The sequence below is a fragment of the Bradyrhizobium sp. HKCCYLS3013 genome, assembly GCF_051167615.1.
Classification (GTDB): domain Bacteria; phylum Pseudomonadota; class Alphaproteobacteria; order Rhizobiales; family Xanthobacteraceae; genus Bradyrhizobium.
The window spans coordinates 149793-164613 of sequence record NZ_JBNPTK010000007.1; the positions used below are offsets into that span (position 1 = coordinate 149793).

The following is a 14821-nucleotide window of genomic DNA, read 5'->3' on the forward strand; positions in this document are numbered from 1 at the left end:
GCATGCAGGGTCGAGAATCGTCCCTCTCGGGCGCGCGGCTTGCGAGCCTCGCCTTTCCTGCGATCGTGTTCGTCGCTGCGATGACGGCGTGGGAGCTGGTTGTGCGCCTCAACGGCATCCAGCCCTATGTGTTGCCCGGGCCGCTGCTGGTGCTGAAGACGCTTGTCGCCGATTGGGACATTCTCGCGCAATCGCTGCTGACGACCCTGATCACGACATTCGAAGGCTTCATCGCCGCAGCGCTCGGCGGCATCGCGCTGGCGCTGTTGTTCAACCAGTCGAAATGGCTGGAATGGGCGTTGTTTCCCTATGCCGTCGTGCTGCAGGTGACACCGGTCATCGCGATTGCGCCGATGCTCCTGATCTATCTGCCGCAGCAGACGGCGGTGGTCGTGTGCGCCTGGATCGTCGGCTTCTTCCCGGTGCTGTCCAACACCGCGCTCGGCCTCAACTCGGTCGATCGCAATCTCGCCGGGCTGTTCCAGCTCTATGGCGCCTCGCGCTGGCAGACCTTGCGCTATCTGAAGCTGCCGGCGGCGCTGCCTTACATTCTCGGCGGCCTGCGCATCGCCGGCGGCCTGTCGCTGATCGGCGCGGTCGTCGCCGAGATCGCGGCGGGCAGCGCTGGTGCCGGATCCGGTCTCGCCTATCGCATCGCGGAATCCGGCTATCGTCTCAACATACCCCGCATGTTCGCAGCGCTGGTGCTGCTGTCGGTCGCCGGGATTGTCATTTATGGCTTGCTGGCGCTAGTTTCGCACCTCGTTTTACGGCGCTGGCATGAGAGCGCGCTTGGAAAGGACAACTGATGGCGGCGACTTCGTCTGACAAGATCGATGTTCTGGTCTATGGGCCGCTGCGGCCGATCCTGGAAAAAGGATTCCCGGACAGCTTCAACGTGCACCATGCGACGACGCAGGCCGATCTCGAAGCGCTGCCGGCGGACGTGAAGGGCCGGATCCGCGGCATCGCCGTGACCTTCCACACCGTGAAGACCGACGCCGCCGTGATGGCGATGCTGCCGAAGCTCGAGATGATCGCAAGCTTCGGCGTCGGCTACGACCACATCGCAGCCGCGCACGCCGGACAGCACGGCATCATCGTCACCAACACACCGGACGTGCTGACCGAGGAGGTCGCCGACGTGGCGCTCGGGCTCCTGATCGCGACGTGCCGCGAATTCATCAAGGCCGATCGCTTCGTTCGTTCGGGGGAGTGGAGCGAGAAGCCCTATCCGCTCAGCGTCGGCTCGCTGCGCGACCGCACCGTTGGCATGGTCGGCATGGGCCGCATCGGCCAGGCGATCGCGCGCCGGCTCGAAGCGTCGCTCGTCCCCGTCGTCTATCACTCGCGCAACCCGGCGGCGGGCGTCGCCAACAAACACTATCCCGACCTGCTCGCGATGGCCAAGGACGTCGACACGCTGGTCGTCATCGTGCCTGGCGGTGCCGGCACCAACAAAATCGTCAACGCCGAGGTGCTGAAGGCGCTCGGACCGCGCGGCGTCGTCGTCAACGTCGCCCGCGGCTCGGTCATCGACGAGCAGGCTCTGGTCGAAGCGCTGAAGTCCGGCACGATTCTCGCCGCCGGCCTCGACGTGTTCGAGAAGGAGCCGGCGGTGCCGGACGCGCTCAAGGCGATGGACAATGTCGTGCTGCTGCCACACATCGGCTCGGCTGCCATCGTAACCCGCAACGCAATGGATCAGCTGGTGGTCGACAACCTCAAGGTCTGGTTTGCCGGCAAGCCGCCGCTGACGCCCGTTCCGGAAACGCCGGTGAAAGGTCGCCGATGAAACGTCCGCTCCCATTGCTGATCGCGCTGCTGTCGGTGGCGGGCGTCCCTGTCGTCGCACAAGACGCCGCCAGCCTGAAGAAGGCGATGATCGGGCAGTGGGAGCTCGCGACCACCGAGCGCAGCAAGACCTGCGTCGTGACCCTGAAGCCGGACGTCGCGCCGCGCGGGCAGAAGCTCGAGCTGGAGCCGAGCTGCGCCACGGCGCTGCCCTTCACCAAGGACATCGCCGGGTGGAACGTGAAGGGCCTCGACATCGTCAGCCTCCAGGCCGCCAATGGCGAGGCGGTGATCGATTTCACCGAGGTCGAGGCCGGCATCTTCGAAGGCCTGCGTCAGGGCGAGGGCGTCTACATCCTGCAGAATCTGGCGGCGGCGCGGTCGCTGGCGAAATCCATGGACCAGATGATCGGCGACTGGGCCATGGTCCGCGGCAACGGCGCCACGATCTGCAGCCTGGTGCTGACCAACAACGACGCCGGCAATGATAATTTCCAGGTGTTCGTGAAGCCGAAATGCGATCCCGCCGTCGCGGCGTTCGCACCGAGCCAATGGCGGCTCGAGCATGGCCAGATGATGCTGATGTCGGACCGTGGCGAGACCTGGCGGTTCGAAGCGGACGACAATGCGCAGTGGCGGCTCGTGCCCGACAGCGCCAATCCGCTGATCATGCTCAGGCAGTAAGGCGAGCCGCGCGCCGCTGAGGCCCTGCTGCGCGGCGGGCACGTCTGTTCCGGCACCGTTTGGTTAACGACTGGTTGCGCGCTGGTTCCACGCATCGGAACTTGTTGTTTACGCATTGTGCGTCTGATGGTTGTACTCCACCCAGGGAGCCCGCCATGCGTGAGCTATTGCGCCGGTTCAACAGGTCGCTGCCGTCGTTCAGCCTGAACGACAAGATCTCCGCGGCTGCGGCCGCATTCGCCGTCCTGGTGATGCTGTCCACTTTGGGCGCGCTGTCGGCGCTGCGCGAGCAGCGCCTGTTCTACGATCGGCTCGAAGCGCTTGCCGCGGCGTCCCGCAACACCGAGCGGACCAACGCGCTGATCTACGCGGTCGTGATGGAATCGCGCGGCATCTACATGTCGGCGGACCGCACCGTCGCGCGGCGCTATGCCGATGCGCAGCTCGTGAAGCTGGCGCAGCTGAGCAAGGTGGTGGAGGAGTGGGAAGCCCAGGTCGCCGACGGTGACGCCGCGCTGTTCGCCCCATTCAAGAAGCGGATCGAACAGTTCGTCGCATTCCGCACCGAGATGGCGCGGCAGACGATTTCGGTCGGATCGTCGGCGGCGCGCGAGCTCGGCGACAATGACGAGAATCGCGCGGTGCGCACCGCGCTCAACGAGGACCTCGAGAAGTTGTCGCGGCTCTATGCCGACCGCACTCGCGAGCTCGGCGAGGCGGCCGATGCGCGCGGCATGGCCGCGTTCTATCTGGGGGCGCTCGGAGCGGTGATCATCACGCTGATCGCGGCCGCCGCGCTGGCGCTGCGCCGCGGCGTGCTGATGCCGCTGCTCGACATCGCCCGCGTCACCGACCGCATCGCCGCCGGCCGCATCAAGCTCAAGATTCCGCATGCGCGGCGTCATGACGAGATCGGACGGGTCGCGCAGGCCGTCGCGACCTATCAGGACGGTGCGTTCCGCCTGCAGGAGCTCGAGCAGCACGAGGTCGAGATCGAACGCCAGTACACCGACATCCTGCGCCAGCACGAGCAGCTGGAGCAGGGTGCGATCAGCAGCCAGCAGCGGCTCGATGCGGCGGTTGCCAACATGGCCCAGGGCCTGATCATGCTCGACGGCTTCGGCTATGTGCTGATGGTCAACGATCAGTACCGCAAGCTCTACGGTGTTCCGGCGTCGATCGCCAAGCCCGGCGCGCACATGCGCGAAATCCTCGCGCATCGCGCCAAGCTCGGCCTGATGCGTGAGAAGCCGTCGGAATTCCTCGCCGCGCTGCGCGAGCGCATGAAGGAGCGAAGAGCCGAGATCGTCGAGGTCGCGCTCGCTGACGGCCGCATCATTCGTGTGTCGGAGCGTCCGATGGATGGCGGCGGCTGGGTCGCAACGCATGAGGATTTCACCGCCCAGCGCCGCAACGAGCGTATCCTGGCGCGCGCCGAATACTTCCTCGCCGCCCTGCTCGAGAACATCCCACAGGCGGTGGTGGCAAAGGATGCGGAATCGCTGCGTTACGTCTTCGTCAATCGCGCCACCGAGGTCCTGTTCGGTCTGCCGCGGTCGGAGATCATCGGCCGCGCCGCGCGCGACCTGTTTCCAGAGCCGACATGCACCCTCATCGAGGATTTCGATCGCCAGCTGCTGGCCGACGTGTCCGATGAAACTCCGAAGGCGCACAGCGTCGAGATGCCCGGCAACCGCCGCCGCGACGTGGTGGTGCGCCGGCTGCCGGTCTCGATCGGCGAGGGGGCGCCGAAATATCTTCTCAATATCATCGAGGATCGCACGCCGGAACAACGCGCCGCGGCCTGACGCCTTGTCGCAGCAGTCCGGGATCCTGCTGCCTTGACGTCGCCTTGATCTGCATCAAGAACGGCCTCGCCGGGTGGAATAGCGTGCCCGAAACGGAGACCTGTTCATGATCCGACGTCTGGGGATTCCTTTCGCCACCCGCCTTGGCGCTGCCGCGCTGCTCATGCTTTCGGTCGCAGCGCCGCTGCATCAGGCTGCCGCGCAGGACGCGCTGGGTGGCGCCATCCTCGGCGGCGCCGGCGGCGCGATTCTGGGCGGCGCGATCGGCGGCGGCCGTGGTGCTGCGATCGGCGCGGTGATCGGGGCCGGCACCGGAGCTGCCATCGCGGCCGACGGCGAGCGCCGTCGTGGCGGTTATTATTCCTATCGCAACGGCTGCTATCTGCAACGCGGCGACGGCTCCTGGGTTCGCGCGCATCCGCGCTACTGCTACTAAGCCTTATCCGTCGGCCGAATTGGCCGCTTGGCCGCGCGATGAACGCGCGGCCGGCGACTTGGTTGCGCGCTCCAGCACCTGGATGACGCGCGGATCCTCGCAATGCGCGACGTTGAAGCGCATCATCGTCGCGGCGGATTGCGCCGCGCTGAAGACGTCGCCGGGCGCGAGCACCACGTGCTCCTCGAGCGCGGCCTGGGCCACCTCGATCGCCGTACAGCCGTCCGGCAACCTGCACCACAGATGAAAGCCGCCGCGTGGCATCAGCCATGGGGCGATACCGATGCGCTGCAGCCGTGCCGCCACCCGCGGCCGCGCTCGCGCAAGCCGTGCCCGCAGGTCCTCGACGTGCCTGCGGTAGCTGCCGCTGGTCAGCACCTGGGTCAACGTCTCCGCGGCGAATTGTCCGGGACCGCCGAAGCCGGTCGCGATCTGCAGGTCGATCAGCGGCTCGATCCAGTCCGCGCGCGCCGCGATGTAGCCGCAGCGCACCGAGGCCGACAGTGTCTTGGAGAAGCTGCCGACCAGGATCACCCGCGCAAGCCCGTCGAGCGCGGCGAGCCGCGGCGACGGCGCGGGTTCGAAATCGCCGTAGATGTCGTCCTCGACGATGATCGTGTCATGCGCTGACGCGGCGTTGAGCAGCCGGTGCGCCGTCTGCAGCGACAGCGTCGCCCCGGTCGGATTGTGCAGACCGGAATTGGTGATGTAGAGCCGCGGGCGCTCGGCCGCGAGCACTGCCTCGAACCGGGCGATGTCGGGTCCGCCCGGCGTCATCGGCACGCTGACGATCCGCGCCTGATGCGCGCGCAGCAGGGCGAGGAAGTTGAAGTAGCAGGGATCGTCGACCAGCACGGCGTCGCCGGGACGCAGCAGCATGCGGCAGATCAGGTCGATCGCCTGCGTACCGGACGAGGTCAGCACCAGTTGCTCGCTGAACGCGTCGATGCCGATAGCGGCAAGGCGGCCCTGCAGCAACCGCCGTAGCGCCGCCGATCCGCGTGCAGCGCCGTAGTCGCTCAGCACCCGCCCGCCGCCGCGCGCCAGCGCGCGGACCGCGCGCCGCAGCGCGTCCTGCGGCATCCACTCGGCCGGCAGCCAGCCGCAGCCGGGCGTCAGCGTTCCCGGCCCGGCGTCGAGCGACTGCCGCGACACCCAAAACGGGTCGACCGCGCGCGGACGGCGCGGCTCGCGATCGCCGAGGGCCAGCGGCGGCAGCGCCGTATCGGCGACATAGAAGCCGGAGCCGCGCCGGGCGCGGATCACGCCTTCCGCGGCAAGTCGGTCATAGGCCTCGACGACGGTGGCTGGCGAGACCCCCATCGCCGCGGCGAAGGCGCGGATCGAGGGCAGACGCTGGCCGGCGCTGAGCGCGCGCGTCGCCAAGCGCTGCCGGATCGCATCGACCACGGCGATGGTCCGCGTGCCGCCCCGGCGGGAATCGCGCGTCACTTCTCCCAAGTGTGTCGCCCTTTGCATCAATACAGATTGTGGAAATTGTATCGGTCTGTCGCTGCCGCAACAAGCCTGGTCGGGCTATGGGATCTGCGAGGAGGAGCCGTGCATGAAGGGATCGATCGAAGGCTGGGGGAGCGGCATCGTCGGCATGACGATCTTCAGCGGCTCGCTGCCGGCGACGCGGGCGGCACTGGAGGGTTTTTCGCCGCTGTTCCTGACGGGCGCACGCGCGACGCTCGCGGCCGTGCTGGCCGCGCTTTGTCTCATGCTGCTGCGTCAGCCGCTCCCCGGCCGGCGCGATCTGGTGTCGCTGGCAGTCGTGTCGCTCGGTGTCGTCATCGGTTTTCCGCTGCTCACCGCCCTGGCGCTCCAGCACATCACCTCGGCCCACGCGATCGTGTTCGTCGGTCTGCTGCCGCTGTCAACCGCCTTGTTCGGCGTGCTGCGCGGCGGCGAGCGGCCGCGGCCGTTGTTCTGGCTGTTCGCTGCGCTCGGGGCTGCGGCGGTCTCGGGCTTCGCCCTGTCGCAGGATGGCGTCGCGTCGCCGATCGGCGATCTCGCGATGATCGCCGCGATCATCGTCTGCGGCCTGGGCTATGCCGAGGGCGCCATGCTCACGCGCAGGCTCGGCGGCTGGCAGGTGATCTCGTGGGCGCTGCTGTTGTCCGCGCCGCTGATGCTGCTGATGGCGGTGCTGACGCTGCCCGCCGCATCCCGTGACATCACGGCCGCGGCGTGGCTGGGCCTCGCCTATGTCTCCGTCTTCAGCATGTTCGTCGGCTTCGCCTTCTGGTACCGCGGGCTCGCCCGTGGCGGCACTGCGACGGTGGGCCAACTGCAACTGCTGCAGCCCTTCCTTGGCCTCGGTTTCGCGAGCCTGCTGCTGCATGAGCCGGTGTCGGCAACGATGATTGCCGCAGCCGGAATCGTCGTCGTCTGCGTGGCGATGGCGCGCCGCTGGGCGTAAGCCGTCGGCGGCTATTTGCGATGATAGAGTCCGGTGAAGCTGACGCCGGCGCCGCCGCAATCATTGTTGTCCTCGACCAGCAGAAGCGCGCCGATTCGCTGCAGGCGCACGCGGCACTCGTCGCCGGCATTCGGCCGCTCGAACGGCGTGCTGCCGTCGTCGACAAAGGCAATGAGGCCGCCCTTCGGCTCTGCCGTGGCGCCGAGCGATCCGTTGCGCAACTCGCGCCCGGCCGGCAGCACCTGATCGCCTTCGATCCGGAGCCGGTTGCCGGCCTCTTTCCTGATCGTCAGCCCCCCTCCAGGGTGCTCCCAGCTTCCGGTCCAGTCGGCTGTCGTCGGCGCGGCCATCGGCTCGACGGCGGTGAGGGCCGCGCGCGGCAACCAGCCGGTGGTCCAGATCTGTGCCTTCGCATGCGGCTGCTGGTAGCTGACGCAGACGAAAGCGCCGCGGGTCCTGTCGACCAGCACGAGGTCGTCGCGGACGAGGTAAGCCTTCTTCCGGCAGGCGTCGGTCGCAGCGGGACAGCTGGCGGCCTTGAAGTCGTCGTCATAGGGGCTCTTGACGAAGTTCACCCGCGGCTGGCCGCTCACTTTGGCCACGACGAGCGGCCGCGCATCATCCCAGCCGACGCCATTGCAATTGGCGGGATCGTTGGCGTCGTAGGCGGCGGCCGCCGTGAGGGGCAGGACGCCCAGGATCAGTCCGATGAAGGCCGCGCGCATCCGTCGTTCCTCTCCACGCTTCGCCAGCATTAGCCGGCGCGGGAAGACGGCCGGTTCAAACCGGCCCGACGTTTCGTCTATCCCGCTCGTCTATCCCGCGGCGATCTTGGCGGCTTCGCTCGCCGCGCGCTGCATGCTGTTCGACATCTCGGTCGTCACCGTGCTCTGCTCCTCGACGGCTGCCGCCGTCGAGGTCACATACTCGCTCACATTGTGAATGGCCTGCTTGATCTCGCCGAGCGCCAGCACCACCTCGCCCGAGATGTTGTTGAGACCTTCGATCTCCTGCCCGATCTTGTCGGTGGCGTGCTTGGCCTGATTGGCGAGGCTCTTCACCTCGGAGGCCACGACGGCGAAGCCGCGTCCGGCCTCGCCGGCGCGGGCGGATTCGATCGTCGCGTTCAGTGCCAGCAGATTGATCTGCCCGGTGATGTTGTCGATCATCTCGACGATGCCGCTCATCGCTTGCGTCGCGGCGGAGAGATGCTGCGCCTGGGTGTCCGCCGCCCCGACGCGATCGACTGCGCCCATCGCGGTTTCCCGCGACTTGGTCATGGCCTCGGAGATCTCGCGCACGGAGGCGTTGAGCTCCTCGGCGCCGGCCGCAACCGATTCCATCATGCCGCGCACGCGCTCGTTGCCCATTCGCACCAGAACCTGCTTCGTGACGTCGGTCGCGTATTTGACGACCTTGAACGGCCTGCCGTTCAGATCGAGGATCGGATTGTACGACGCCTGGATGTAGACCTCCCTGCCGCCCTTTCCGATCCGCTTGTATTCGCCGGCCTGATATTCGCCTCGGTTGAGCTTGGCCCAGAAGTCGCGATAGCCGGCGCCGTCGCGCTCGATTGGCTCGACGAACATGCTGTGGTGCTTGCCGCTGATTTCGCCGAGTGTATAGCCGAGCGCGGCCAGGAAATTGTCGTTCGCCGTGATCACCGTGCCGTCCATGTTGAACTCGATCACCGCCTGCGACTTTCCGATCGCCGCAATCTGGCCGGCCAGATCGGCGGTCTTCAGCTTTGCGGCCGTGACGTCAGTCGCGAACTTGACCACCGCGAACGGCTTGCCCCGCTCGTCGAGGATCGGATTGTAGGACGCGAGAATCCAGACCTCCTTGCCGTTCTTGCCGAGCCGTTTGTACTCGGCCGCCTGGTATTCGCCGCGATTGAGCTTGGCCCAGAAGTCGCGATAGGCCGCGCTGTCGCGCTCGGCGGGCTCGACGAACATGCTGTGGTGCTTGCCCTGGATTTCCCGTAACTCATAACCCATGACTTTCAGGAAGTTTTCGTTGGCCGTGGTGACCGTGCCGTCCATGTTGAACTCGATCACGGCCTGAGAGCGGTCGAGCGCGGCGATCTTGCCACTGTCCTTGAGGTGGGCGATCTTCTTGGCCGTGATGTCGATGGCGATCTTGACGATCTTGCAGGGCTTGCCCTTGGCGTCGAGAACCGGATTGTACGAGGCTTCGATCCAAACCTCGCGGCCGCCCTTGCCGATCCGCTTGAATTCCGCAGCCTGGAAGTCTCCCTTGTTCAACGCGGCCCAGAACGCGCGATAGTCCGCGCTCTCGCGCTGATCCGCGGGCACGAACATCGAATGATGCTTGCCCTGAATCTCCTCGAGACGGTAGCCAAGTGCGTCGAGAAAGTTCTTGTTCGCCGTTCGGATAGTGCCGTCCATGTCGAATTCGATCATGGCTTGGGAGCGGCTGATGGCAGCGAGTTGAGCCTCTGCGCCTCCAGCGGTCTTGCGAGCGAACATCGAGCGGAGTCCTTCCAGATGGGAGCGAATTCGATGATGGTATTTGCGGGTTGTTAGCTGTACGCATCTACCGGCGGCAGAGAAGGGGACGGCTCGAACGAACGACCTGCCGTCGAACCTTCCGGTACACTGAACTAATTCAGCCGACAGCATCTCGGCTCTTAGCAGGGGAGATTCGCGTCGTTCGCGAGCCAGCTAACATCGACGAAAGTGGCGAAATCTTCTTAAGATTTGCGCTTCGGCGTTTAACGAATGTTATGCACTTGTGCTCGGGATCGTTCCTGATTTAATGCTGCCGTGATGCGCACAGAGAAGCGCCCCTGATGGGGGGACAGGACATCGGACCGCCGACGAGATGTGCCTCTTGTCCTGCCAGCGACAAGGGATTTTGCGGAGCTATCTTTGCGTCGTGCGGCGATCGAGCGGCTTTCAAGGAGCTGGATCAACGCTTCTTCACGGTCGCGGCCGGCCATCCCGTAGGAACCGACTCGGACATCATCGTCCTCTGCAGTGGATGGGCGTTCCGCTATCTGCCGTTCAGCGACGGCAGGCGGCAGATCGTGAAGTTCCTGTTCACGGGAGATTTTGCGTCCGTCCGGATGATCTTCTCGAACGTGCCGTCGCGTGCGGATTTTTCCGTCAAGTCGCTCTCGGATGTCCAAGTTTGCGCTTTCCACGCCGGCGCCTTGCGCAGGAAGTGCCTGACTGATCCCTCCCTGGTGGCGCTCGGGTTCGAGCTGCTCTTGCAGGAGAGGTCGGACGCGTATGAGCTCGCGAGCATTCTGGGACAGCGCCCCGCCGAAGGCCGGATCGCCTTTCTCATTCTCAGCCTGATGAGACGGGCTAACGCGGGCCGGCTCGATCAATCTCGAAGATATTCGCTGCCGCTGCGCCAGCAGCACATCGCCGACACGGTCGGCCTTACCACCGTTCACGTCAGCCGCATCCTGGCGCAGTTTCGCGATCGTGGCATGCTGACGATCAGCGAGGGCAGCATCATCGTGCACGACCTGCCGGCGCTCGAGGACGCGGGTGCGCTGACATAGCCTGAGCCGCCTTCGCCGTACGAGGCATCGCAAATGCCGCTCGGAGCTGCGCCGCCGTCGGGCAGGAGGTCATCGCATCCGCGTAGCCTTCACATCACCCCGATGCTCTTCAGGCTGGTGTGGCCGTTCTTGCCGACGATGATGTGGTCGTGAACCGTGATTCCCAGCGGCTTGGCGATCTCCACGATCGTCTTGGTCATCCGGATGTCGGCCTGTGACGGCGTCGGATCGCCCGAGGGATGGTTGTGCACCAGGATGATCGCGGTGGCCGACAATTCGAGCGCCCGCTTGATCACCTCGCGTGGATAGACCGGCGTATGATCGACGGTGCCGGTCTGCTGCACCTCGTCGGCGATCAGCTGATTGCGCTTGTCGAGAAACAACAGCCTGAACTGCTCCTTGTCGGCGAACGCCATGCTGGTGCGGCAATAGGTGATGACGTCCTGCCAGGACGCCAGCGCGTGCTTCTGCCGCACCTCGCCCCTGGCGATGCGGTGCGCGGCGGCGGCGATCAGCTTGAGCTGGGTGATCGAGGCGTCGCCGACGCCGTCGATCTCGCGCAGCCGCGGCTCCGGCGCGTGGATCACCTCGGCGAACGATCCGAACGTTTTCAGCAGCGCCTTCGCCAGCGGCTTGACGTCGCGCCGCGGCAGCGCGGCGAACAGCACCATCTCCAGCAGCTCGTAGTCGTTGAGCGCGTCGGGGCCGGCGCTGTGAAAGCGCTCGCGCAGCCGCTGCCGGTGGCCGTGATAGTGCGGCGTGTCCGGCGGCGTATCGTTGGAAGGAGGGGCTTTCTCGGGCATCGGCGTCAGCATGCCGTGATGCCGCATTTTTGCAACCTCGAAGTGCTCGCGCGCCACGGGGCGCGCCTTGCTAGGCCGCGCGTCCCGTCAGCACGACGGCGAGGCCGACGATGAGCGAAAACGCTGTGGGATAGAAGGTGAGCGCAAAGCCGAAGGCGCGGCCCGCCGCGCCCCTGGCATAGCCGAGCCAGAACAGCAGCCGCCCGAGGCCGAACAGGATCACGAGCGTGAGCAGCAGGGGCGCGGGATGAGGCAGCGTCGCCGCCAGGCCGAGATGCACCGTGACCGCGAGCGCGGCCTGCTCCAGCGTGTTCTGCAGGATCGCATTTCCCCTGCGGACCGCATCGCTCGCGACCGTGGTCGCGCTGCCGGCGATGTCCTGGGCCGAGAAGAAGCGCAGCCGGGCGACATTGCCGATCGCGGCGAGCAGCCAGACGATCACGAACAGATCGAGCCGCAGCGCGATGGCGAGGCGCTCTGCGGCGGGCTCCGCAGGGCCGTCGCCTCGCCACAGCGCGACGCCGATGGCCGCGATCGCGATCAGCGCGGCTGCGGCCATGCCGGCGGCGACCTGGGTCTGCTCGCGATGGAATGCTGCATCCTCGGCCATCGCGATCGAGTCCTCCTGGGGCACCGGACGACGTCCATTTTGCCAGTCCGGCGATCCTGCTTACAATGGCAGACCGCGGAGGAAGGCTTCGATGCTGGCGAGGACGGGCCTCTGGTCGCCGGCGAACATCCAATGGTCGGCGCCGTCGAGCTCGACGAAACGTGCGTGGCGGATCTGGCCGGCGAGATGCCGCCCGGCCCCGACGACCACCGCGCGATCGTGGCGACGGTGCAGCACCAGGGTCGGTGCGGATATCCGTGCGAGCAGGTGGCGCACGTCCATATCGCTGAAGGCTTCGAGCAGGCCCTTGATGGCGCCGGGGCTGGATGCTGCGCGAAGCAGTCCGGCCCACCAGGCGCGCGCCTGGGGATCGCCGGCCAGGCTCGGCGCGAACGTCTCGATGCCGGCCGGTCCGCCCCATCCGGCCACGAGCTGCCGCAGCCAGATGCCGTACTGGCCGGCCTGCAGCGCATGCGGATAGTCGGCCGCAGCGCTGCCCTTGGCGAGCGAGGCGAACAGGATCAGCCCGGCGACACGTTCGGGATGGTCGGCCGCGAAGGTGATGCAGGCCGGTCCGCCCTCGGAGGCGCCGAGCAGCACCGTGCGCCGGCTGCCGGCGGCGTCGAGCACGGTCGCGATGTCGCGCGCGGTCGCCTCGACGCTCGGGCTGAAACCGACCCGGTCGGAGAGCCCGATGCCGCGGCGGTCGAACAGGATCAGACGGCCGATTCTGGCGAGCGCGGACAGCAAGGCCCGGCAGCGCGGCTCCTCCCAGATCCGTTCGACATGCGAGACGAAGCCGGGCAGCAGCAGAATGTCCAGCGGACCGGCGCCGTAGGTCTGATAGGCGAGATGAACGCCGTCGCCGAGGACATAGCGCGTCGGCGGCGCGCTTTCGCCGTGGGCCGCGACGCCCTGCGCCAGCAGCGCCAGCGTCTCCGCCTCGGGGGGCACGCCGAGCTCGTCGCGCAGCCGCTGTGTCAGGGCGCCGAGATGGCGCTCGGCGGCGGCGCGGTCGCCGGCCAGCAGCAGGCTGCGGATCAGGGCGCGGCCATAGACCTCGCTGAGCGGATCGAACGCGACGAGGCGTGCGGCATGGACCGTGGCGGCGCCATGATCACCGGCCGCGCTTCGGTCCTGCACCACGCGCTCCAGCGCCTGGACTGCCCGGCCGCGCAGGGCTTCACGCCGGAAGAACGCCCATTCCTCGAACTGCGGACAGTCGCCGGGCGTGAAGCCGTCCAGGAAGTCGCCGGAATAGAGGCGGCAGGCCAGCTCGAATTCGCCGCGGTCGCAGGCCGTTTCGAACAACCCCGAGTCGACCTCCAGCTCGACCGCGGCGGCCCATCGAACCGTCGCGCGATCGATGGTGAGGCAGCCGTCGCCGAGCGTGAGCTGGAGCCGGTGCAGCAGGCGGCGCAGCCTTGCGCGCGCCACCTCTTCCGAACTCTCGGGCCAGAGCATCGTCGCCAGCACGTCCCGCGCGACGGGGCCTTTGGCTTCCGCCAGATAGACCAGCAGGGCGAGGCCCTTGCGCAGCGCCAGCGGGCATGGCTGACCGTCGCGATGCAGCTCGGGGAAGCCAAATGTCCGGACGCGGAACTGAACCATCGGGATGCGACCTGCATGGCTGCGTCCGGGGGACGCTCGGGGGACGGTCGATTGGTAAGGGCTCAGGCTCGCACGAGACGTGACCGATCCCAGGATCGGGCGTCTCGATCACGGCCATGCCGTCCTCGATGCAACAAGGAAACATTCATGTCCGGACGCCTCCTCATCATGCTCTACGCCATCACGAGCTATGCCGTCTTTCTTGGGTCGTTCGTATGGGCGGTCGGTTTCGTCGGCAATTACAACTATCTCACGACCAAGTCGATCGACGTCGGCGTGTCCAGCGCCGTGACCGAGGCCGTCGTCGTCGACGTGCTGCTGCTCGCGCTGTTCGCGATCCAGCACAGCGTGATGGCGCGGCCGGCCTTCAAGCGCGCATTGACGCGCATCATTCCGGCCGCCGCCGAGCGCAGCACCTATGTGCTGCTGTCCAGCCTGATCCTGCTGCTGCTGTTCTGGCAATGGCGTCCGATCCCGAATCCGGTCTGGCACGTCGAGGGTGCCGCCGCGGGCGTGCTGACCGGCCTCCACTGGCTCGGCTGGATCATCGCGCTGTCCTCGACCTACATGATCGATCATTTCGACCTGTTCGGCCTGCGCCAGGCCGTGCTCGCCCTCCGCGGCAGCGCCGGGACAGCGCAGCCTTTCAGAACGCCGCTGCTGTATCGGCTGGTGCGCCACCCGCTGATGCTGGGCTTCCTGCTCGCCTTCTGGGCCACGCCGGAGATGTCGGTCGGCCACCTGCTATTCGCCGCCCTCAGCACGGCCTACATCCTGGTCGGGCTGCAGCTCGAGGAGCGCGATCTGGTCGCCCAGTTCGGTGACACCTACCAGCGCTACCGCCGGCAGGTGCCGATGCTGCTGCCGCGGCTGATCGGCGGCCGGCGGACCGCGGAGACCGAGACGGAGGCGCACGGCGCGCAGTAGCCGGCGCGGGCTCGACGTCGCCAGGGCCTCGTCGAGCGCGCTCGCCTTTGATTGCGGACTTGCTCGATGCAGCGCCCACGCAGACGTGAATTGGAGCGGGGGACCTCAGCACCTATGTCGGGCTTGAATGCTGCGATGCAAAATCGCAGATCGACAGCCTCCGTTGCTCATCGGGCCCTATGGCCTGC

At 66.9% G+C, this 14821-nt stretch carries 14 protein-coding genes; 8 read left to right on the plus strand and 6 right to left on the minus strand.

The features are described from left to right. Positions 1-2: 2 nt before the first annotated feature. The 5 genes from ACQR1F_RS15315 (at position 3) to ACQR1F_RS15335 (ending at position 4722) form a co-directional block, all read left to right on the plus strand. Entirely contained in the window at positions 3-809 is an 807-nt protein-coding gene (locus ACQR1F_RS15315) for an ABC transporter permease (protein ID WP_315800527.1), read from the plus strand. After that, positions 809-1795, plus strand: a complete 987-nt coding sequence (locus ACQR1F_RS15320; protein ID WP_315800526.1) for a 2-hydroxyacid dehydrogenase — start codon at positions 809-811, stop codon at positions 1793-1795. Before ACQR1F_RS15315 ends, ACQR1F_RS15320 begins: the two co-directional genes overlap by 1 nt. Before the next feature lie 86 nt (positions 1796-1881). Further along, positions 1882-2478: an AprI/Inh family metalloprotease inhibitor gene (locus tag ACQR1F_RS15325; RefSeq protein ID WP_315800906.1), complete on the plus strand. Its 597-nt coding sequence runs from the start codon at positions 1882-1884 to the stop codon at positions 2476-2478. A gap of 155 nt (positions 2479-2633) precedes the next feature. Next, positions 2634-4286, plus strand: a complete 1653-nt coding sequence (locus ACQR1F_RS15330) for a PAS-domain containing protein (RefSeq protein WP_434913389.1) — start codon at positions 2634-2636, stop codon at positions 4284-4286. Between the two features lie 106 nt (positions 4287-4392). After that, positions 4393-4722 (plus strand): hypothetical protein, encoded by a 330-nt coding sequence (locus tag ACQR1F_RS15335; protein ID WP_316183137.1) that lies wholly within the window; start codon positions 4393-4395, stop codon positions 4720-4722. A gap of 3 nt (positions 4723-4725) precedes the next feature. On the opposite strand, the gene ACQR1F_RS15340 is transcribed toward ACQR1F_RS15335, so the two are convergent. Further along, on the minus strand, positions 4726-6201 hold the full coding sequence (locus ACQR1F_RS15340) for a PLP-dependent aminotransferase family protein (RefSeq protein WP_434873444.1): 1476 nt from the start codon (positions 6199-6201) through the stop codon (positions 4726-4728). An 85-nt stretch (positions 6202-6286) separates the two neighbouring features. On the opposite strand from ACQR1F_RS15340, the gene ACQR1F_RS15345 reads away from it, so the two are divergent. Continuing rightward, positions 6287-7147, plus strand: a complete 861-nt coding sequence (locus ACQR1F_RS15345) for a DMT family transporter (protein ID WP_316183135.1) — start codon at positions 6287-6289, stop codon at positions 7145-7147. An 11-nt stretch (positions 7148-7158) separates the two neighbouring features. On the opposite strand, the gene ACQR1F_RS15350 is transcribed toward ACQR1F_RS15345, so the two are convergent. Together ACQR1F_RS15350 and ACQR1F_RS15355 are read right to left on the minus strand one after the other, a co-directional pair. Then, entirely contained in the window at positions 7159-7872 is a 714-nt protein-coding gene (locus ACQR1F_RS15350) for a hypothetical protein (protein WP_434846504.1), read from the minus strand. Positions 7873-7962: 90 nt separating this feature from the next. Continuing rightward, on the minus strand, positions 7963-9636 hold the full coding sequence (locus ACQR1F_RS15355) for a methyl-accepting chemotaxis protein (RefSeq protein WP_315800905.1): 1674 nt from the start codon (positions 9634-9636) through the stop codon (positions 7963-7965). Positions 9637-10196: 560 nt separating this feature from the next. On the opposite strand from ACQR1F_RS15355, the gene ACQR1F_RS15360 reads away from it, so the two are divergent. Continuing rightward, positions 10197-10682, plus strand: a complete 486-nt coding sequence (locus tag ACQR1F_RS15360) for a Crp/Fnr family transcriptional regulator (protein WP_434846502.1) — start codon at positions 10197-10199, stop codon at positions 10680-10682. 89 nt (positions 10683-10771) lie between these two features. Here ACQR1F_RS15360 and radC read toward each other — a convergent pair whose 3' ends face one another. The 3 genes from radC to ACQR1F_RS15375 all read right to left on the minus strand — a co-directional run bounded on the left by radC (position 10772) and on the right by ACQR1F_RS15375 (position 13706). Then, positions 10772-11485, minus strand: coding sequence for a RadC family protein (gene radC, locus ACQR1F_RS15365; protein WP_315800904.1), 714 nt, complete (start codon positions 11483-11485; stop codon positions 10772-10774). Positions 11486-11555: 70 nt separating this feature from the next. Continuing rightward, positions 11556-12119, minus strand: coding sequence for an MAPEG family protein (locus ACQR1F_RS15370; protein WP_434873445.1), 564 nt, complete (start codon positions 12117-12119; stop codon positions 11556-11558). Positions 12120-12155: 36 nt separating this feature from the next. Continuing rightward, positions 12156-13706 (minus strand): alpha/beta fold hydrolase, encoded by a 1551-nt coding sequence (locus ACQR1F_RS15375; protein ID WP_315800518.1) that lies wholly within the window; start codon positions 13704-13706, stop codon positions 12156-12158. Positions 13707-13853: 147 nt separating this feature from the next. On the opposite strand from ACQR1F_RS15375, the gene mddA reads away from it, so the two are divergent. Beyond that, positions 13854-14633: a methanethiol S-methyltransferase gene (mddA, locus tag ACQR1F_RS15380; RefSeq protein WP_434873446.1), complete on the plus strand. Its 780-nt coding sequence runs from the start codon at positions 13854-13856 to the stop codon at positions 14631-14633. The last annotated feature ends 188 nt before the right edge of the window (positions 14634-14821 follow it).